We start from the raw sequence: 19,156 nt of genomic DNA on the forward strand, positions 1-19,156 counted from the left end.
TCCCTGTCCGCGCATTCAAGTCATGGCTTTGCGCAGAGCGCAACCCGTTTGGTGCATCGCGGCAGAGGCAAAGGGGAGCCGGAAGGAGTGCGGCCCGGCTGGCGCGGAGAGAGTGCCGGCGCGGGCGCCACTCCCTCTCGCAAAGGACATCTCCATGAACATTGTTTCGACCACATCTGCCGTTGCCCGGACGGCCGCTCCCCTCGGCGCGCCGGCACAAGACGCCCTCGACACCGCCCAGGCGATCTACCGAGCGGCAATGCGGCTTCTGCCGTTCCTCGAGCAGGGCAAGTCTGTCACCACTGCGGAACTGCGCACCACCATGACAACAGGTTTTGGCGGCAGCGATGCGCAAGGGTGCTGGGTCTGGAAGGACGCCTATGAGGCCCTCGAAGTCGCCCAGGTTCTGTTTCTGCGCCGGTTCGGCCCCGCGATCCTGTCCCGGTCCGCCACGCCGCGGGCAAGGCTAGCGATGATAAAGCGCATCGCCGACCTTCTTCCAACCCATACGCGACGCTCCGACGAGAGCCAGGCCATGCAGCAGCTCTCCACGCCCTTGCCGCTGGCCTTCGTAACGGCGCACGCCGCGGCGATCGCATCTTGCGACCTCGTTCTCGAACCCTCGGCCGGCACCGGTCTGCTTGCCGTCCATGCCGAGATAAGCCGGGCATCGCTCACCCTCAACGAGCTTGCCGCAACGCGGGCCGATCTCCTCGGCCTGCTGTTTCCACGGTTCCCCGTCTCGCGGCACGACGCCGCCCATATCGACGATCATCTCGACGCGGCCATGGAGCCGTCCGTCGTGCTGGTGAATCCGCCATTCACCGTCGGCGCCTATGTCGACGGACATGTCGCCGACGCGGCATGGCGACACCTCTCCTCCGCATTCGCGCGCCTGCGTTCGGCCGGTCGTCTTGTCGCCATCACCGGCGCCGGCTGTCTCCCGAAAATCCCAAATGGCGGCGCGCGTTCGAACGCCTGCAGCAGCAAGGCACGGTCATCTTCACGGCGGCGATCGACGGCCGCGTCTATGCCCGCCACGGAACCACCACTGAGACCCGCCTGACGATCATCGACAAGGTGCCGGCCGCCGATCCGTCGCGTTTCGTCGCCTTGCCGGGCAAGGCCAAGGATGTCGAAACGCTGCTCTCCTGGATTTCCGATCTGCCGCCCCGGACTTTGGGTGGATTCCCGAATTCGATCGGTGCATTGTCCAGCGGCATCCTGCGCAATGCCGCCGTGCAGATGGCTGCCCGATCCCGGAGAGCCGCACCCCTCGCTGTCTCAACGGCTGCTCCAAAGGCAATGCAATCGGTCCGTCCGATTGCGCGAGCGAAGCCCGCTCGCCAGGTCATGGCAAACAGCACGCCGGCTGTTCCCCTTGCCTACGAATTGCGCGACTGGATGCCGGAGGAGGGCGGCCGGCTCACTGAGTCAATCTACGAACCCTACGCGCTCCAGTCGATCGACATTCCCCGCGCCAAACCCCATCCGACGCCCCTCGTACAGTCGGCCGCAATGGCCGCCGTCGCGCCACCAAAACCTTCCTATCGGCCGCTTCTTCCTGATGCGATCATCGACGAGGGCCTGCTGTCGGACGCCCAGCTCGAAAGCGTCATCTATGCCGGCGAAGCCCATTGCGGTCATCTCACCGGCGCCTGGACGGTTGACGAGACCTGCGATGTCGTCTCGGCCGCGCCAGAAGGAGCTACGAACGCTGTCCGGTTTCGGCGTGGATGGTTTTTGGGTGACGGAACCGGCTGCGGCAAGGGCCGGCAGGTCGCCGGCATCATCCTCGACAATTGGCTGCAGGGGCGGCGCCGCGCGATCTGGATTTCCAAGTCGGACAAATTGCTGGAAGACGCCCAGCGCGATTGGGCGGCACTTGGCCAGGAAAGACTTCTCGTCCAGCCGCTCTCGCGCTATCGGCAGGGCACGCCGATCCGCCTTGCCGAGGGCATACTGTTCACGACCTACGCAACCCTGCGCTCGCAAGAACGGGAGGGCAAGAAATCCCGGATCGCTCAGATCCTCGACTGGGTCGGACAAGAGGCGAGGAGGGACGAAGGCCCGACGGGGATTAAAGAAAGCCAGACAGGGATTGGAGAGAACCCGTCGGGGGCAAAAAAATCTTTCGATGGCGTCATCGTCTTCGACGAGGCCCACGCCATGGCCAATGCCGCTGGCGGCAAAAGCGAGCGTGGCGACGTCGCGCCCTCGCAGCAGGGCAAGGCGGGACTGCGGCTGCAGCACGCGCTGCCCGATGCCCGCATTGTCTACGTCTCCGCGACCGGTGCGACCGCCGTCGAGAACCTCGCCTATGCGCAACGTCTCGGCATCTGGGGCAGCGAGGATTTTCCATTCGCCAACCGTGCCGAATTCGTCGCCGCGATCGAGGACGGCGGTGTCGCGGCGATGGAAGTGCTCGCCCGCGATCTCAAGTCGCTCGGCCTCTATACGGCGCGTTCGCTCTCCTATGACGGCGTCGAATACCACCTCCTCGAGCATGCGCTGACCGAGGAGCAGATCCGCATCTACAACGCCTATGCAGACGCCTTCCAGGTCATCCACAACAACCTGACCGCCGCACTCGAGGCCACCAACATCACCAGCGAGGCCGGCACGCTGAACCGCAACGCAAAATCGGCGGCGCGCTCAGCCTTTGAAAGTACCAAGCAACGCTTTTTCTCGCATTTGATCACCTCGATGATGACGCCGACCCTGATCGGCGCGATCGAGCAGGACCTCGCCGACGGGCATGCGGCAGTCGTGCAGATCGTCTCGACCAGCGAGGCGCTGATGGAACGACGGCTTGCCGAGATCCCCACCGAGGAATGGTCGGACCTGCATGTCGACATCACGCCGCGCGAGTATGTCTTATCCCGAGTTCGGGATAAGACATAATATGCCGCGTCCGCGTTATGCAGAGCACGGCGGGTCAACTCTTTGATCTGCTTTTTCATTTCCTGATCTCCACTTGGCATAATCATGATGCCTCTGCTCTCAACAGCAGAAGGACACCCTCATGGCTTTCCCCACCAACTCTCGCTCCGGCGGTGACCCACGCGCCGCCTCTCTCAATGATCGTGCGCTCGTGCAGGGCTATCTGGCGCAGCACCCCAAGCTCGCGGCTGGTGCCCTGAGCGCGGCGCGACATTTTCTGAAGTGGGCTAACGCCCACGGTATCGCATACAAGGATCTCGATGCGGCCGCGGTTGATCGTTTCGCGCGGCATCGCTGTCGATGCGGGCGCTATAGCCCCCGCCAGATGCATGACCCGGTCTACATGACTGATGTCCGCCGGTTCCTCCGATATCTGGAGAAAGCCGGGATCGTGACCGTTCCGGCCAGTGTCGAACGGCTGGACAAATACCTGCCGGAGTTCGCCATCCGGCTTAGAGCCGTCGGCTACAGCAAGCCGACCTATGCTGGGCGATTAAGTCAGGCGCGGCATTTCGCCGAATGGATCTTGCAGGCGCGCATTTCTGCACAGGAGATCACTGACGTCATCATTGAACAGTTTGCTCTGCACGATTGTCGATGCGGTATCCGAACCAAGCGAGGCAGACGGGTGACCGGCACAGGAACCAAGGATCGCCGTCGCGGTGCCCGTCGCTTCGTCAATTTCCTGCGTGACCAAGGCGTGATCGATCCCTCCGTGCCACCCAACACTCTGGAGAGCGATTGGCGACTGGACGGTTTAGCCCAATGGCTACGCCGCGAGCGTGGGGCGACGGAGCAGACGATCCGGCGCTATCGGCAAGAAGCCGGACGTTGGATCGATATTCTCGGCAAGGATCCGGCGCAGTACAATGCAGCAACCATCCGCTCGATCGTTCTGGATCAGGGTCCGGAACGAACGCGCTCTTCGATCCGAATGACGGTGACCGTGCTGCGCGCGTTTCTGCGCTTCACCGTCAGCCAGGGGCTTTGCGCCCCATTTCTGCTGCATGCAGTGCCGCCAGCAGTTCGACGGAGACTATCAACCGTTCCGCGCGTGATCCCGGCAGCAACGATTGAAGATATCATTGCATCCTCTGGCACGACGACACCGGTCGATATCCGGGATCGCGCCATCCTCCTCCTGCTCGCGCGAATGGCGCTGCGGGCGGGGGATGTGTGGCAGCTGCGCCTATCCGATATCGACTGGCGGGCTGGTCGATTGCGGTTGCACGGCAAAAGTCGTCGCGGAACGATGCTGCCGTTGCCCCAAGATGCGGGTGATGCACTTCTCGCCTACATCGAGGATGCGCGGCCCGTCGTCTTGACGGACCGGGTATTTCTGCGGACACAGGCGCCGTTTACCCCGCTGCGTTCTTCGGCCGAGATCGCCGGCATCGTCGCCCGCATCCTGAATCGCGGTGGTTTTTCCCACCTGCCGACAGGATCCCATGTGTTCCGCCATTCACTGGCGTCCGCCTGGCTGCGCGACGGTGCCGACCTTGATCAGATCGGCATCGCCCTCCGGCATGCCTCTCGCGACACGACCGCCATCTACGCAAAGGTGGATATCTCGATGCTGGCAGCCGTTGCCCAGTCTTGGCCTGGAGCAGCGTCATGATGCACCACCACGTCGATCGCTACATCCAATTGCATCGCGCCCTCGGCAAGAAGTTCGATGCGCAGGAACAGGCACTGAGTCAATTCGCTGTACTCGCCAGCGAAAGAGCCGCCACCATCATAACCGCCGAGTTGATACTTGAATGGGTCCGTGAAGCGGCTACGCCGAACGCCGCCCGTATCCGTTTTGGCCTCGCGCGCGCCTTTGCCCAGTTTCTGCACGGTGAAGACCCACGGCATGAAGTGCCGGCCGCAGGGTTGATGGGGCGCGGCAGACGGCGGCGGCCAGCTCCTTACATTCTGATGCCGGATCAGATCACAAACATCATGGCGGAGGCCCTGAAGGTGCCGGGCTTGGCTCCGATCAGCCCGCTTACATATCATCATCTGTTCGGATTGCTTGCCTCGACAGGGCTCCGCATTTCGGAAGCTCTTTCCCTCCGCTACGATGATCTGACGGATGACGGCCTCATGGTTCGCAGCGGCAAGTTCGGTAAAAGCCGCCTCGTCCCGTTGCACGCTTCAACCCGGACTGCGCTTGAGCGATACCTTACCGTCCGACGTGAGGTTCGCGGCGCAAGCAACGATCTCTTTGTGCTGGGTCACGGTCATGCGCCGACCAGGACCAGAGCCCATGTGGTTTTCGTCCGGATTGTCAGAGGGCTCGGATACCGCAACCCAATAGGCCCGGGTCCCCGGCTGCACGATCTGCGGCACACCTTCGCAGTGCGGTCTCTGGAAGCCTGCGGGAATGATCCGCAGGCTATTCAGCGACACATGCTTGCACTGAGCACCTATCTCGGCCATGCCGAGGTTGCCAACACCTATTGGTATCTCGAGGCGACACCTGTCCTGTTGCGCACGATCGCTTCAGCAACCGAAGGCGCTTTTGTCGGAGGTGCAGCATGACTCCGCTCGCTCCTGATCTTTCTGCATTCCTGCAAAACCACCTTCCGAATGAACGTGGTGCAAGCCCGCATACAATCGCGAGCTACGCGCACGCGTTCACGCTCTTGCTGCGTTTCACCGCCGCTCGGCTCAAACGACAGCCCTCCGACCTCATGATCGAGGATCTGGACGTCGGACTGGTGCGAGCATTTCTGCAGCATGTGGAAGAAGGGCGGGACAATACCGCCCGTTCTCGCAATGCACGGCTCTCGGCGATCAAGGCGTTCTTTCGCTTCGTCGAACATCGGCAACCGGCCTGTCTGGAGCAGGCTATGATGATCCGGGCGCTACCGGTCAAGCGAACGGACAGCCGGCTCATCGACTACCTAACAAGGGAAGAGATACGAGCGCTGCTTGCGACGCCCGACATCCGCACGCGGGGTGGTCTGCGCGACCATGCGATGCTCCATCTCGCCTATGCCGCGGGTTTGCGCGCATCCGAACTGTTGGCGATGCGGATAGAAGACTTCCCGGATAGGTCGCTTTCCAGCGTTCGTGTCCTCGGCAAGGGGCGACGGGAACGGATCCTGCCGCTCTGGAAAGAAACTCAGGCCGCATTGCGTGCATGGCTGGCCGTTCGGCCAGATGGTCACGGTCCAGAACTGTTCCTGAGCCGGGACGGCAAACGCATGAGCCGCGATGGATTCGCCTACAGGCTTAGCTTGCACGTTGCCAAAGCCGGCAAGACGGTGCCGTCGATTGCCGGCAAAAGCGTCACGCCGCACGTGCTTCGGCATAGCTGTGCCATGCACACGCTCCAGGCAACCGGAGACGTCCGTAAGGTGGCGCTCTGGCTCGGTCATGCCAGCATCCAGACCACCGAGATGTATCTGCGCGCCGACCCGACCGAGAAGCTGGCGCTTCTCGACGCGCACCATCCCCCGCTGATCAGGGCTGGCCGGTTCCGAGAGCCGTCGGACAAGCTGATGGCCGCTCTCGCGGCCGCAACCAACCCACGGCACCAGTAAATCTGGAACAGCCATCATCGAAAACAGTGCCGGGCGGCCTCCGCCCGGCACCTATGATTATGCCAAGTGGAGATGAGAAAATGAAAAAGCAGATCAAAGAGTTGACCCGCCGTGCTCTGCATAACGCGGACGCGGCATATTATGTCGGCGGGTATTTGATGCATTCCTTCCCGACCCAACTGTTCGAGGAGTATTCCGACGCGGAGGGCAACGTCTACTCGCGGCCTGTCCGCGACGAAGATGGCAACCCGGTCCAGTGCCGCGAGGCGGTTCGCCGGCGCGGCGAGATGATCGAAAAACTCGCATCGCTGCCGCCGGTCGGCAGCGCCCTCGACCAGATCATCCATCATTTTGGCACAGACACCGTCGCCGAGGTGACCGGCCGCTCGCGCCGCATCGTCAAGAAGACCGGCCGCGACGGCATCGACCGGCTGGCCGTGGAAAACCGCTCTGGCTCGGCCAATCTGGCCGAGACCCAGAGTTTTATGGATGACGACAAGAGCGTGCTGATCTTCTCCGACGCCGGCGGTACCGGCCGTTCGTATCACGCCGATCTCGGGGTTAGGAACCAGAGGCTGCGCAAGCACTATCTACTCGAGGCCGGCTGGCGCGCCGACAACGCCATCCAGGGTCTCGGAAGGACCCACCGCACAAATCAGAAGCAACCGCCGCTGTTCCGGCCGATGGCCGCCAACGTGAAAGCCGGCAAGCGCTTCCTGTCGACGATCGCACGACGGCTCGACACGCTGGGCGCGATCACGCGCGGTCAGCGCCAGACCGGCGGGGCAGGGCTGTTCCGGTCCGAGGACAATCTTGAAAGCCCCTATGCCCGCGCGGCCCTGCGCCAGTTCTATCATCTGCTGCACCAAGGCAAGATTGAGGGCTGCTCGCTTTCGACTTTCGAGACCGTGACCGGGCTGTCGCTGACGACTGACGAGGGCGGGCTGCGCGACGAGTTGCCGCCGATCACGACCTGGCTCAATCGGCTGCTGGCGTTGCGCATCGAAACCCAGAACCTGTTATTCGAGGTGTTCGAGCAGCTGATGGCGGTAAGAATAGAAGGCGCCATCGCCGCCGGCAATTACGACAAGGGCCTGGAGACGATCACGGCGGAGAGCATCGTCGTCACCGATCGTAGGACCGTCTATACCCATCCAGTCTCCGGCGCGCAGTCGCATGTGCTCACCGTCGCGCGCAAGGACCGCATCCGGCCGCTCGGCCTGGTCGATGCGCTGGCCATCGTCCGGGCGGAGCCGCAATCGGCTTTGCTGGTCAACACGCGATCGAGCCGCGCGGCGATCCGGCTGCCGACCGCAAGCCTGATGCTCGACGACGGGACCGTCGAGCACCGTGTGAGGCTCCTGCGGCCAACCGACGAGCTGCGCTTCGGCCTCGGCGCCCTTGCCGAAACACTCTGGCAGCCCGCCGACCGGAAATTGTTCTGCGAGCTGTGGGACTCGGAAGTCGCCGCCGTCCCGGAGTTCACCACCAGCACCTTTCACATCGTGATGGGTCTGCTGTTGCCGATCTGGCGTCGGCTGCCGGACGGCGACTGTCGAGTCTATCGAATCCAGACCGATGCCGGGGAGCGCATCATCGGCCGCCACATCGCGCCGACGCTGGTCGCGACCATGTTCCGCAATCTGGGTCTCGACGATGTGCCGAGGCTGGCGCCGGAAGATGCCTGGACCGGGCTCGCCGATGGACGGATTGGACTGCAACTCGCCGATGGCCTGATCCTGCGCCGCAGTCGGATCATGAACGACTACCGTGTCGAATTGATCGGCTTCACCGACGCGATGGTCCCTCGGCTGAAGGCGCTGGGACTGATCTCCGAGATCATCTCCTGGAAGCTCCGGCTGTTCATCCCGACGACCGCGCAAGGGTCCGCCATCCTCGCCGCGCTCCTCGACCGCCATACGCTGGTTGGTGTCACCGACCGTACCTCGGCGGCTTGAGGGGAGGCGATCATGACGGGCTCGGCCTCCGAGCTGGCACGCCGCCTTGGCGAACACGCCGAGGCGGTGTGCCGGGAATATCTCTCCAACGGCCATCGCTCCGGCAATTACTGGATGGTCGGCGATGTCCACAACACGCGCGGCCGTTCCATGCATGTGCGGCTGAGGGCAAACGCCAAGGGCCCGGCGGGTAGGTGGGTCGACGAGGCGACGTCTGAATTTGGCGATCTGCTCGATGTCATCCGTGAAAGTTGCGGCCTCGTCGACTTCCGTGACATCGCGGATGAAGCACGTCGCTTCCTCTCCATGCCGCTGCCACCGCCCCAGCCCCAACCTCAGCCCCTTGGCGCGCAGTGCCAGCCAGCCGCGAAACGCGGCTCCCCTGAGGCCGCGCGTCGTCTGTTCGCCATGTCCCAGCCGATCGCCGGCACGCTGGCCGAACGCTATCTTGCCGGCCGCGGCATTCTGCTTTCGACGCACGAGCGCGCGCTGCGCTTCCATCCCGGCTGCTACCATAGGAATCTCGTAACGGGCGAGACGCAGACCCTGCCTGCGCTGATTGCTGCTGTCACCAGCCTCGACGGGCGTATCACCGGCCTGCAACGGACTTGGCTTGATCCTTCGGGTCACGGCAAGGCGCAACTCGCGGATCCACGCCGCTCGCTGGGGGATCTCCTTGGCAACGGCATCTGGCTAGGCCATGAGCCCGGCATGCCCGTCCCGGTCATGGCGGCCGGCGAGGGCTTCGAGACGATGGCTTCGCTTAAGGTGGTGATACCGGCGCTGCCTGTGGCGGCCGCCACCTCGGCCAATCACCTCGCCGGCCTGAGGCTTCCGCTTGGCTGCCGCCGCCTCTACATCGCAGCCGATGCCGACGCTGCCGGCCGGCACGGCATCGAACGCCTCAGCCAGCGCGCAGGCGAGGCCGGGATCCTCGCCCTGGTGTTGCGGCCGCAGCTCGGCGATTTCAACGACGATCTGCGCCATTCCGGCCCGGCCCATCTCGCGGCATGGCTCGGCGATCAGCTCGTCCCGGATGATGCCCGTCTCTTCCTGTCGCCCGGATGAACGGGTCGGGCTGGCAGGCGGGCCGGCACGGCGTCGCCGGATAGCCTGCAGGCATGGCGGCGGTCCGCCGGAGAGGCTGCGCCCGCGGCCTGCCCGAGAGGCGATCCCTGCCACCCCCGGGTCACGGCCGCAACGGCTGCGCCGTCCTACGCTTCGCTTCGGCCTTCGGTGCGGCCGCGCCCCGGGGCGCGGCCGGGATGCGCTGTCAGGCCGCGATGGGCGCGGCCGCAACCGACGGAGACACGCCATGACCTACGAGCTTCCCTTCGACGACGGCTACGAGCCTTACCACGCCTCCTCGCCGACCGACCGCGTCATCCTCGAACTGCAGATGTACGGCCATCGCCCGCATCAGGACGAACCTGATCCTCGGCCACTTCCCGACAACGAGGTGATCCGGGCCGGCCTCGCCGGGATCGTCGAGAGCTTCGCCGGCATGCTTGGCGACACCAGGCTCGAACCCGATCTCGACGACCTGCTCTGGTCCTTCGCAAACGTCTTCCACCGCGCCGCCGAGCGCGTCGCCCGCAGCCTCGATCGTAACGAGGAGGCCCAGCGTTCGAGCCAGCAGGAGCAGGACGGCTCGGAGGTGAAGTCCGTCGAGCTGGAACGGCTCACCTCCGAGGGCATCACCTATATCGAGCGCCGCAACGTGCTGGAAATCATGCGTGACGAGGCCGCCGACCTCTACGAAGCACAAACCGGATCGGCATGGCGGCCGCGCACCGGCTCCAAGGTCTCTCATCAGGCGATGACCGCGTCGGTGATCGACTCCAGAGACTTCCTCGCCGCCCGCCGCCGCGCCGAATCCGAGGTGCTGGTGCCTGCCGGCACCAAGATCGCCTTCGCCGGCGGCCTCGACTGCAACGATCACGACCGGATCTGGGACGCGCTCGACAAGGCCCGGGAGAAGCATCCCGACATGGTGCTGCTCCACGGCGGCAGCCCGCGCGGCGCCGAGCGCATCGCCGCCTGCTGGGCCGAGAGCCGCAAGGTCACCCAGATCGCCTTCAAGCCGGACTGGAACCGGCACGCCAAGGCGGCTCCGTTCCGCCGCAACGACCAGCTTCTCTCGGTGGTGCCCTACGGCCTGATCGTCTTCCCCGGCTCCGGCATCACCGACAACCTTGCCGACAAAGCCCGTCGGCTCGGCATCCCCGTCTGGCGGTTCGCGGAGGACGGCGCGTGAGCGCCGTTTTCTTGCAAATCCAGAAAATCTGGATAATATGGAGATCGGCAAGGAGTACAGCCATGCGTCAGTTCACGACAGGGGATCTCAACAAGCAGGTTGGCGACGTCACCGACGTTGCCAGCCGCGAACCCGTTATTCTCACCAAGCACCGCAAACCCCGGTTCGTGTTGATGAGCTACGAGCACTACGAACGGATGCGCATCGGCGGCGATCCCCGCCGCGCATACCATGTCTCCGAGATGCCGGAGGAACACACGGAACTCTTCGCCGCCGAGATCGACCGACTGGCGCGCGGGGAAGGATACGATGATGAGCGGTAGATTTCTGCCTGGTCAGGTGATCTCCTACCCGTATCTTTGGGCATGGCAACACGAGCGCGGCGAAACGGAAAGGCCGCAAGAGCCGGCCGACCTGCGTGGTCATTGCTGTCCGCGGCGCAAGAGACGGCCTGACCCATCTCGCGCTCCTGGCGATAACCACCCAGCCACCGTCCGGCGATCGGGTCGGTTTGGAAGTCTCCGCTATCGAGTGCCGCCGCGCCGGTCTGAGCGATCTCAAACGCTGCTGGATCGTGGTTGACGAATACAACTACGATATTGCCGAACGCTCCTGGTACATCGAATCCGACGGTAAGCCCCTCGGTCGTTTCAGCAAGGCATTCATGATGAAGATCGCAGGCGCCTTTATCGAAGCGCGCAGCGAGGGCCGCCGCGTCAGCCGTCTGGATTGACGTTCTGTTTTCGCGGCAGGGAGCATACCTCGGATCGGATCAGTCCGCCGTTTCCGCATGCCTGTACGCCGGTCGCAGGAACAGGAATGTTCGTCACGCAAATCCGGTGTCATGCCCCATTGCACCGACGTATACCCATTCCAGCACAGGAACGCACCATGGCTGCCGCCGCAAATAGGAAGATATCCGTCTCGATGCGGTTTCGCGACAATGATCTCACGATCATCGACCGCGGCGCGCAGCTGCTCGGCCTGTCGCGCACGGAGTTCATGCGGCGTGCAGCACTCCACGAGGCGCAGGCGGCCATCCTCAACGAAACCGTCATCCGCGTCTCCCCGGAAGCCTATGACGCCTTAATGCAGGCTATCTCAGCCCCCGCCGCTGCGTCCCCGCCGAAGGCGACCGAGCGGCTGCGTCGGCCCCCGCCCTGGAACCGCTAGGTGGCGCTTTCAGGCATCGAACTCCTCGATGACGCGCACCGCCTCGACAGCTTCAATTGCGGCAAGTCGGCGCTCAACGCTTGGCTGGCCGGCTTCGCGCGAACGAACCAGGCCCGCGGGTTTACCCGCGTCCTGGTCATTCACGACGAGGGAACAGTCGTCGGCTATTACGGCCTCGCGCCGGGCGTGATCCAGCCAAACAGCGCACCGCGCGCTATCCGCACCGGACGCCCGCCCGATCCGATCCCCTGCCTGCTGATCGGACAACTCGCCGTCAGCCACCGCCATTCCGGGCAAAGCGTCGGCAGCGGCCTGGTCAAGGACGCGCTGCATCGCTGCGCCGCCGGCGCCGACATCGTGGGAGGCCGCGCGGTGGTGGTGCGGGCGATCGACGCCGAGGCCGAGCGCTACTGGCAGAGCTCGGGCTTCATTCCCGCGCGGGACAATCCGTCGGTGCTCGTGCGCTCGATCCAGGAGTGAGCCTCTGGCTGGCCGACAAAAGCCACTAGCTCCACGCGCGTAACGCCTCCGGCAGCGGCAGGGTCCGAGCGCGCCCGCCTGCGGCCGGCCGGGCTCTGGTCGTGGCGTCCCGCCGCTCCCCGCGCCGGCTTCGCCGTCTCGGCTTTCGGGTGACGATCCCTCGCGCAGGGCCAGAGGGAGAGGGTGGCCAGGAGCGGGGCGGGGGGCGCTGGAGCGAAGGGAAAGTCACGATGTCGATGATATTCATAGGTGGATCATGCGAGATATTCGAGCTGCCGGAACCTGCCATCGCTCGCATCGGCGCAATGGTTGCTGCCGAGCACTGCGTGCTGATTGGCGACGCGCCCGGAGCCGATGCCGAGACGCAGTCCCTGCTCGCGGGCTACGGCTACGAACATGTCGGGGTCTTCCATGCGGGCAAGGAACCCCGCTACAATCTGGGCGACTGGGCTGCTTACCATGTCCCGTCTCCTGAAGGCGCTCACGGGTATCGGTTCCACGCTGCCAAAGACCGGGAGATGGCACGGCGCGCCGACTTTGGGATGATGGTTTGGGATGGGGCATCACCCGGGACGGCCGCCAACGTGCTTCGGCTCGCCATCGCGAACAAGCCGTGCGTCATTTACGATCTGGCCAGGGGCAGCATGGCGACTACCTACAATGTGCAAGACTGGTGCGCCATGCTCCGCCATGCCGGTCCGGACATTCTCCGCCGAGCCGAAGCCCGCATGAAGCCGGACGAGCGTCTGGCGTTGCCAGGATAATGTACGCGCGGTCTCCCCGACAGCCGGCGGGTCCGACCCGATAGCTTGATCCGGCCCCGCGCCGCCTACTCCACTTATATGAACGGCCGGGGCCCGCCCTTTCGAAACCGGCCCACGCGCAGAGCCGCGGGGCGTTGTGCAGAATGATCATCTTGACCCGTCTCGCATCTGAAGCGGGTGCAAGCGTGCTGGCTTGCTTGGTCATCCAACCTGGTTGCGAGGCTCGTCCCCGAGGGGCGTGAAGTTCGCTGCCAGTCGGCTCCGATCTCGAAGCCGCTGTGCCGCCATCCTGATCGCGCAAGGCGGTTCACGCGCCATGCTGCCGTTCGATGTGTTGGCGATGCCGAGGACATGACCCGAGAGGCTGCAGCCTCTTCCTGAGATCCGGCAGCGTTGCGTCGGCGGTCAAGCGATGGCGGCCTGAGTTCTTGTCCATCTGCTGCATCCGGGGCCATTCCCGTTTCATGTCGCCTTTGTAGACGACCGCCTGCTTTGTGCGGTCAACCCCGTTGGGGGTACACTCGGCGAATATTCAGGAAAATTCGATTTCTGTTTTTATCTGCGGGCAGGCGAAGGGCTGCCCGCTATTTTTCGGTAAATAGAATTTTCCAGAATTTTCGCCGAGATGACCGCAGCAGGACGGCCCTCTCCTTTGGCGCCATCGGGAATGGTCCCGATGCAACCGAAGGAGAACTACCATGGCCACCACGATCGCAAACCTCACCACCAAGGCCGACGGCTCGATGGAAGGCATCTTTGCCACGCTCCGGGTCAACGCCCCGATCACCCTGATCCCGAACACCAACAAGTCGCGCGAGGACGCGCCCGACTACCGGATCGTCAACAAGCGCACGGGCTTCGAGATCGGAGCCGGCTGGCACCGCATCTCCCAGCGTTCGGGCGAGGAATACCTCTCGATCAAGCTGGAAGCCCCCGAGATCGGCGTCATCTTCGGCAACCTCGCTCCCGCCCCGGGCGGCGAGGAAAACAAGAAGGTCATCCTCTGGAACAACCCCCAGTGAGGCATCGGTGGCCGGCCCCGCAAGGGGCCGGCTCCCCCGGCAAAAGGAGGTTGCAATGAGTCGCTACACCATCACTGTCACTGGCACCGTCACCGGACAGGACCGCTCGGATCCAGACGCTGTCATCGGCTACGACCCGCCACTTCGAACCTACTTCCTGCAAGCGTTCCCGCACGAAGAAACCGACGAGCCCGCGCTCTGGCTTGGCACCCGCGACCGCGCGTTCGAAACGCTTGAGGATCTTCGCCATGCAGCCATCTCACACGGCTACGACTTAGTCCCGCTGCCGCCTGAATTGGCCGCAAAGCTGGTCGACGACAAAGCTGCAGCCAGCGGGCGTCCGGAGCGGGACGACATCCTCGGCGAGGTGCTGAAACACCTCAACCAACCCAAGTAGGCAACAAAAAAAGGGCCCGCGACGGAGTGTTCCGTCGCGGGCCCTTTTTTTGCGCGTCGCAAAAGAGCCACGAACATCACCCGTCACAGCATGCGATGGAGACTCCAAACCGCCGATTATTCCTTCGGCAGTTTGTGCTTATGAATGCGGATATAGTCCTGGACAGCCTTTCGCAGCAGTTCGGTCATGCTGTGCCCGTTGCTGATCGCCAGCAACTTGAACTGCCGCTGCTCCACGGCCGTCAGGTAGTAACCGCAGCGGATCATCTCCTCCTCGCGAATCTTCTTTCCGGCGATGGGGTCTTTTTTCTGACCCTGCCGCAGCAGCTTGCGGAAATCGGGCCCGACTGCCGGGGACGGCTTTGTCGGTTCCTCCATCGGTGGCGTAGCTTGCTCCTTGATCCCTGACGGCTCGACCTTCTGTGGGATGAACATGCTCGGCAGTACGGGCGGCTGCGTGGAGATCGCCTTCATCATGCGGGCCTTCTTGTCGTCACCGGGTTTCGGCGCGGTTTCTTCACTCATGCCGCGTTCCTTGTGGCTTCGATGAAGGTTTGCAGAAGGTCGTCGAAGACCCCTTCGCTCTCGGCAACCGCCTTTGCGTCAGGCACCTCGGGGCTGTAGAGGGTCTGCCCCGTCTGAAGGTCACGGTAGGCAACGCGATTGTGCAGGACGTGTTCTGCAATCGGCGTGCCGTTGGCCTGGATGATGGCGCGCAGTTCGGTCAGGGCTCGCGCCCTGCCATCGATGATGGTCTGCTTGGTCAGCACGAATATCGCAGGCAGCTGCCTACCCCGGCTCTCGACCGCCAGCGGGATGTAGTGATCCGTGATCTGGATGGCGGCGGTCACATCGTCGAGGGCAAAATAGACCGGCACGACGACAATGTCGGCCGCGAAGAGCCCGGCCATGAGGTTGTCATTTGTGGTGCCTTCCGTATCAATCAACACGACGGAGCGTTCCCCGTTGTGAGTGGCTGCAGCGTCAAGGATCTCCTGCGGGGTCATCGCGCTCACCAGCTGGAGGCTGTCAGGGCGATTGCCAGCGTCACCCAGCATCTGGAACCAGCGGTTCATGTTCTGCCGCCGATCGCCATCGATAAGAGTGACCGAATAACCCCGATGCAGCGCGACGGATGCGAGGGCACGCAGCATCGTTGATTTGCCAGTGCCGCCCTTTGGGATCGCAGCGGAGATGATCATGGGGGCCTCCTTCCGGCGTTGTCTCCTTGTTTCCATGTTAACATGGAAACAAGTCATCATGGACACATGGAATAATGTCACGGTCGAAACATGGTGACATAGTCAACGGGGCAAACCGGTTTGGCAACCCAGGCGCGCGCCGTAAGGCCCGCTTGGGGTGCAGACATTGCGCAGCTGCTATCAGTGAGGAAGGGGTCTGGCAGGCTGACCGGGGTGCGGATCGCCGCTCTGATGTTTCCATGTTAACATGGAAACAAGTCTTCAACGCGTCATGGAGACATTTGCCCGGACCGCTGCCGCTGACAAATGCGCTCGTTTGAAAGGAACGCCGGCCCGCGCCTGCTTCCTATTGGCAGGATAGCCTATTTTGTGATACACACAAAATAGGCGGCGCGGCCCTGGCGGGCCTTAGCGCCCGCAAGCGGGCTTGAGAGATGGATGCAGACGCCCAGAAAGCAGCGATCAAGAGCGCGTCACGACGCTATGGCGAGGTGACGCACATCCGGTTTTCGGCTAACGAGTTGGCCAGCCTCAAAGCCATTGCGGAGCGGGACGGCGTAACCGTTAGCGAGGTCGTCCGGCGTCTCGTGCGGGCAGAGGTCGGGCACCTGCCTATCGCGTCAGAGGCGTTGCGGCCGGCGATCGTGGACATGACCGATCAGCTGCGGCGCGTCGGCGTCAATTTCAATCAGGCCGTGCGCACCATGAACGATGGCCGTGTTGCCCATGATGAGAATCTTGAGCAGGCGCTGATCGCCGTTGGCGACCTCGTGCGGCAGTTCCGCGAGGAACTGAAGGCGATGACCGTCGGTCCCCGCAAGGCGAGGGTGGCCAGGCCATGAGCGGTCGTCTTGCCGGCTACGCGGCCGAAATCGAACGCTATCTGCGAGGCGAGTCCGGCGTGAAGCGTGAGGACCTGGACGACGACAAGCCTCTGATGGGCGCCCGTCGCGCGGCCGGCGAATTCCAGGCGATGAAGAGTTATGAGCGGACCGGTGGCGGCGCACGCCTCGGGCAAGGACAAGCCGGCTCGACGGTTGGTGGCGGCAGGAACGTCCCTCGTTCGCCCCCGGGAGGGACAGGAGTGGTGGGGAGCAGGGCTCCGAGGTCCGCCGCGGCTGCGAGCTCGCCCAAGGCCGCTAGCGCGCCGATCATGGTCTATGGCGCCACGCTCGCCGGTTTCCGGCCGGAAGAGGAGGAGGAAGCCTGGAAGCGGCGCGGCGGCGCCGGCGGCCATGGTGCTGCGCGCCCGAGCAGTCCAGGACGAGCGGCGCGGGCGGGCTATCAGGCGCGGGCCGTGGCGGCACGGGCAGGCTATGCGGCGGGTGCGCAGCCTGCTGTGTTTAAGGTCATGCCCAATCCGCCATCGACCAAGGAAGCCGCCGCTCGGCTGCTCAATTACATCGGAAAGCGCGAGGACGAAAAAGGCGAGAAACACGACATAGAGATTTTCGACGAGGATGGGCAGGTCCTTGCGACAGGCGCCGCACGAAAGGCGTTCCTGGAGACGTTTTGCGAGACGTTCGAACCGCCCTTGGAAAATACCAATTTTCTCGAGGTTCGTTTCGACCTCGCCGGCGAGGTCACCGGTGCCGACTTGAGCGAGGCGTTGAACAAGGCCTTCGGTGCAAAACCGTTCATCTATGCACAGGACGGACAGACGGTTCAGGTTTACGCACACACCGATGAGCGGGCCGGACCGGTTGCCAAAGTGCTGGCCGGCGGTCGGGAGAATTCGCGCAGCAGGGCGCTCGACAAGATCGAGGCGCGTTTGTCTGAGGCTATGGACGCGGCGGGGGTGGTAGCCAAGGCAGAGGTAACGGCGGCCGTGAGCCGTGAACCCAAAGCGAAATATTTCCTGCAGAAGTTTATCCGCACGCACAGCCAGGTTCGCCACGCAAATGGCGAGCCTGTACCCGGGGTGAAGAATTCCACCAAGGCGGCGGCTTCGGCCTATGAGCAATGGCGCCCGCAGTTTTCGGGGCGTGAGCGCCGCAATGCCTACCACCTGCTTTTCTCGGCAAGGGCCGGCACCGATGCCAACGCCGTCATGGCCGCGGCGCGCGCCGTGCTCGAGGAGCGCGCGCCAGGGTACAAGTTCGTCCTGGCGCATCACAACGACACCAAGCACGTCCATATTCATGCAATGGTGCAGGCACGGTCGGCCGACGGCGAGCGCCTGAAATTCTACAAGCCAGACCTTATCGCCTGGCGCGAGGGCTTTGCGGAAAAGGCACGCGAGAACGGCATTGCGATGGTGGCGACGCGGCGCATGGATCATGCGATGACGCGGCCATTCACGAAGGAGCATGCCGGAGCCTACAGCCGCGCCCAGAGCGATCCGCGCTATCAGGTCAGCGCCAGGACGATCGAACGGGTGGAGGCCAAGCGGCAACGGCGTTTGGATGGACAATCGCTTGTCGTGAACGGCGATGCAATCGCTGCCGCATGGCAAAAGACTGTGACGACGATGCGGAGCGCGGGCGTAGTCGGTCAGGCTCTCACGGCGGCGGAGTCGATCGGCAACAATTTTCTGCAGTTCCGTCGCGATCGGACAGGGGAGGGGCAGCCAGTTCCTGCCGGGGATCGCGGAGCTGATCAATCGGGGCAGAAGTCTTTTCTGTCCCATCCCGGTATGAGAGAATTGAATGCACTGATAGGAGATTTGAACATGGCGCAAACCCCCTTGGAAATGCGGCGTCAGATGGCCCGCGTCAATCAGGCTCTCGACAACATGCGCGACACGCTGCCGGCGGCGCACCAAGGGCAGTTCGAACAGTATCGTGAAGAGGTCAACGACAAGATGCACGACCGTCTCGCGCGGCTGCAATTCGAGCGGCAGCAGCAGCGTCGTGGTGGTGGCGGTGGCGAGCCGATTCCCGAGCGCGAGGCGCGAGGGCGAGACCTTCCAACGCGGGACGATCCCCGCGAGCCGGAGCAGCCGCGCACAGGCACCGAGCAGGAGAACGTGAGAGCCAAGCAGAAGGACGCGAACAAGCAGAAGGCTCAGCAGGCTGAAGAGCAAGACCGCAAGACCCAGCGCTCAAATGATAACGATTACGAGCGCTGAGCAAAGATCGCTTGCCGGCCCTCTGAAGCGCGGGACAATGCAGGGAACCACAAGTCGCCGAGGCTCGTTCGTGCCTCGGAGGTTCAGGATCAAGAGCCACACATCTCATTGCGGGGCACAGCGCTGACGCAGACGGTCGACGGCCAGCTCGCGACCATCACTTTCCACAAGGGAACCAATCAAAAGCCGCTCAGTTTTTTCGGCACTGAACAATGCCTTCTGGTTCAGAATTCGGCAAATTTGCCTCGCTGTGAACGAGGAGATTTTAATGCCGGCAAAGAGAAGGCTGACCCTGAGAGACAAGTGCTTCGGCTTGCCGGAAGTGGGAACAGCATCTGATCACCCGCGATGCGGTGCG

At 63.6% G+C, this 19,156-nt stretch carries 16 protein-coding genes and 3 pseudogenes; 17 read left to right on the plus strand and 2 right to left on the minus strand.

Translation table 11 applies throughout. The features are described from left to right. Positions 1-154: 154 nt before the first annotated feature. The 15 genes and pseudogenes from NKJ17_RS34040 to NKJ17_RS14365 all read left to right on the plus strand — a co-directional run bounded on the left by NKJ17_RS34040 (position 155) and on the right by NKJ17_RS14365 (position 14,527). The gene (locus NKJ17_RS34040; protein WP_502906551.1) at positions 155-1,066 is read left to right on the plus strand and encodes a hypothetical protein; all 912 of its coding nucleotides are present in this window, start codon (positions 155-157) and stop codon (positions 1,064-1,066) included. A 308-nt stretch (positions 1,067-1,374) separates the two neighbouring features. Further along, positions 1,375-2,880, plus strand: a pseudogene (locus NKJ17_RS34045) (strawberry notch family protein); the annotation flags it as partial. 145 nt (positions 2,881-3,025) lie between these two features. Continuing rightward, positions 3,026-4,561: a tyrosine-type recombinase/integrase gene (locus NKJ17_RS14305; protein WP_352689069.1), complete on the plus strand. Its 1,536-nt coding sequence runs from the start codon at positions 3,026-3,028 to the stop codon at positions 4,559-4,561. Next, positions 4,558-5,469 (plus strand): tyrosine-type recombinase/integrase, encoded by a 912-nt coding sequence (locus NKJ17_RS14310; protein WP_352689072.1) that lies wholly within the window; start codon positions 4,558-4,560, stop codon positions 5,467-5,469. The genes NKJ17_RS14305 and NKJ17_RS14310 overlap by 4 nt, the downstream gene beginning before the upstream one ends. Then, the gene (locus tag NKJ17_RS14315) at positions 5,466-6,476 is read left to right on the plus strand and encodes a tyrosine-type recombinase/integrase (RefSeq protein WP_352689075.1); all 1,011 of its coding nucleotides are present in this window, start codon (positions 5,466-5,468) and stop codon (positions 6,474-6,476) included. The genes NKJ17_RS14310 and NKJ17_RS14315 overlap by 4 nt, the downstream gene beginning before the upstream one ends. Before the next feature lie 137 nt (positions 6,477-6,613). Then, positions 6,614-8,434, plus strand: a pseudogene (locus tag NKJ17_RS14320) (strawberry notch C-terminal domain-containing protein); the annotation flags it as partial. A 12-nt stretch (positions 8,435-8,446) separates the two neighbouring features. Then, complete coding sequence (locus NKJ17_RS14325; protein WP_352689078.1) at positions 8,447-9,502, plus strand: DUF7146 domain-containing protein; 1,056 nt, start codon at positions 8,447-8,449, stop codon at positions 9,500-9,502. A 247-nt stretch (positions 9,503-9,749) separates the two neighbouring features. Beyond that, positions 9,750-10,691, plus strand: a complete 942-nt coding sequence (locus NKJ17_RS14330) for a DUF2493 domain-containing protein (protein ID WP_352689081.1) — start codon at positions 9,750-9,752, stop codon at positions 10,689-10,691. Between the two features lie 62 nt (positions 10,692-10,753). Further along, on the plus strand, positions 10,754-11,014 hold the full coding sequence (locus tag NKJ17_RS14335) for a type II toxin-antitoxin system prevent-host-death family antitoxin (RefSeq protein WP_057143280.1): 261 nt from the start codon (positions 10,754-10,756) through the stop codon (positions 11,012-11,014). After that, a pseudogene (locus tag NKJ17_RS14340) lies at positions 11,004-11,424 on the plus strand (hypothetical protein). The gene NKJ17_RS14335 and the pseudogene NKJ17_RS14340 overlap by 11 nt, the downstream one beginning before the upstream one ends. 158 nt (positions 11,425-11,582) lie before the next feature. Further along, positions 11,583-11,864: a type II toxin-antitoxin system TacA family antitoxin gene (locus NKJ17_RS14345; RefSeq protein ID WP_352689084.1), complete on the plus strand. Its 282-nt coding sequence runs from the start codon at positions 11,583-11,585 to the stop codon at positions 11,862-11,864. After that, entirely contained in the window at positions 11,865-12,344 is a 480-nt protein-coding gene (locus NKJ17_RS14350; RefSeq protein ID WP_352689087.1) for a GNAT family N-acetyltransferase, read from the plus strand. It abuts the gene before it with no gap. 230 nt (positions 12,345-12,574) lie between these two features. Further along, a complete protein-coding gene (locus NKJ17_RS14355; RefSeq protein WP_352689090.1) occupies positions 12,575-13,108 on the plus strand; it encodes a hypothetical protein in 534 nt (177 codons plus the stop codon). A gap of 698 nt (positions 13,109-13,806) precedes the next feature. Next, positions 13,807-14,130 (plus strand): DUF736 domain-containing protein, encoded by a 324-nt coding sequence (locus NKJ17_RS14360; RefSeq protein WP_352689092.1) that lies wholly within the window; start codon positions 13,807-13,809, stop codon positions 14,128-14,130. Positions 14,131-14,185: 55 nt separating this feature from the next. Beyond that, on the plus strand, positions 14,186-14,527 hold the full coding sequence (locus tag NKJ17_RS14365) for a hypothetical protein (protein WP_352689095.1): 342 nt from the start codon (positions 14,186-14,188) through the stop codon (positions 14,525-14,527). A gap of 116 nt (positions 14,528-14,643) precedes the next feature. Here the strand turns inward: NKJ17_RS14365 and NKJ17_RS14370 are convergent, their stop codons facing one another. Together NKJ17_RS14370 and NKJ17_RS14375 are read right to left on the minus strand one after the other, a co-directional pair. Then, entirely contained in the window at positions 14,644-15,051 is a 408-nt protein-coding gene (locus tag NKJ17_RS14370; protein WP_352689097.1) for a hypothetical protein, read from the minus strand. Then, a complete protein-coding gene (locus tag NKJ17_RS14375) occupies positions 15,048-15,728 on the minus strand; it encodes a nucleotide-binding protein (protein ID WP_352689100.1) in 681 nt (226 codons plus the stop codon). Before NKJ17_RS14375 ends, NKJ17_RS14370 begins: the two co-directional genes overlap by 4 nt. 434 nt (positions 15,729-16,162) lie before the next feature. Between NKJ17_RS14375 and NKJ17_RS14380 the strand changes: the two genes are divergently transcribed. Next, positions 16,163-16,570, plus strand: coding sequence for a hypothetical protein (locus NKJ17_RS14380; protein ID WP_352689103.1), 408 nt, complete (start codon positions 16,163-16,165; stop codon positions 16,568-16,570). A 692-nt stretch (positions 16,571-17,262) separates the two neighbouring features. After that, entirely contained in the window at positions 17,263-18,798 is a 1,536-nt protein-coding gene (locus tag NKJ17_RS14385) for a relaxase/mobilization nuclease domain-containing protein (protein ID WP_352689106.1), read from the plus strand. The last annotated feature ends 358 nt before the right edge of the window (positions 18,799-19,156 follow it).

The sequence above is a fragment of the Mesorhizobium sp. M0208 genome (assembly GCF_040322015.1).
Lineage (GTDB): Bacteria > Pseudomonadota > Alphaproteobacteria > Rhizobiales > Rhizobiaceae > Mesorhizobium.

What these genes read in the sequence shown, in the direction of transcription:
- NKJ17_RS34040 (WP_502906551.1), top strand. Translation starts at nt 155, where the DNA reads ATGAACATTGTTTCGACCACATCTGCCGTTGCCCGGACGGCCGCTCCC.
- NKJ17_RS14305 (WP_352689069.1), top strand. Translation starts at nt 3,026, where the DNA reads ATGGCTTTCCCCACCAACTCTCGCTCCGGCGGTGACCCACGCGCCGCC.
- NKJ17_RS14310 (WP_352689072.1), top strand. Translation starts at nt 4,558, where the DNA reads ATGATGCACCACCACGTCGATCGCTACATCCAATTGCATCGCGCCCTC.
- NKJ17_RS14315 (WP_352689075.1), top strand. Translation starts at nt 5,466, where the DNA reads ATGACTCCGCTCGCTCCTGATCTTTCTGCATTCCTGCAAAACCACCTT.
- NKJ17_RS14325 (WP_352689078.1), top strand. Translation starts at nt 8,447, where the DNA reads ATGACGGGCTCGGCCTCCGAGCTGGCACGCCGCCTTGGCGAACACGCC.
- NKJ17_RS14330 (WP_352689081.1), top strand. Translation starts at nt 9,750, where the DNA reads ATGACCTACGAGCTTCCCTTCGACGACGGCTACGAGCCTTACCACGCC.
- NKJ17_RS14335 (WP_057143280.1), top strand. Translation starts at nt 10,754, where the DNA reads ATGCGTCAGTTCACGACAGGGGATCTCAACAAGCAGGTTGGCGACGTC.
- NKJ17_RS14345 (WP_352689084.1), top strand. Translation starts at nt 11,583, where the DNA reads ATGGCTGCCGCCGCAAATAGGAAGATATCCGTCTCGATGCGGTTTCGC.
- NKJ17_RS14355 (WP_352689090.1), top strand. Translation starts at nt 12,575, where the DNA reads ATGTCGATGATATTCATAGGTGGATCATGCGAGATATTCGAGCTGCCG.
- NKJ17_RS14360 (WP_352689092.1), top strand. Translation starts at nt 13,807, where the DNA reads ATGGCCACCACGATCGCAAACCTCACCACCAAGGCCGACGGCTCGATG.
- NKJ17_RS14365 (WP_352689095.1), top strand. Translation starts at nt 14,186, where the DNA reads ATGAGTCGCTACACCATCACTGTCACTGGCACCGTCACCGGACAGGAC.
- NKJ17_RS14370 (WP_352689097.1), bottom strand. Translation starts at nt 15,051, where the DNA reads ATGAGTGAAGAAACCGCGCCGAAACCCGGTGACGACAAGAAGGCCCGC.
- NKJ17_RS14375 (WP_352689100.1), bottom strand. Translation starts at nt 15,728, where the DNA reads ATGATCATCTCCGCTGCGATCCCAAAGGGCGGCACTGGCAAATCAACG.
- NKJ17_RS14380 (WP_352689103.1), top strand. Translation starts at nt 16,163, where the DNA reads ATGGATGCAGACGCCCAGAAAGCAGCGATCAAGAGCGCGTCACGACGC.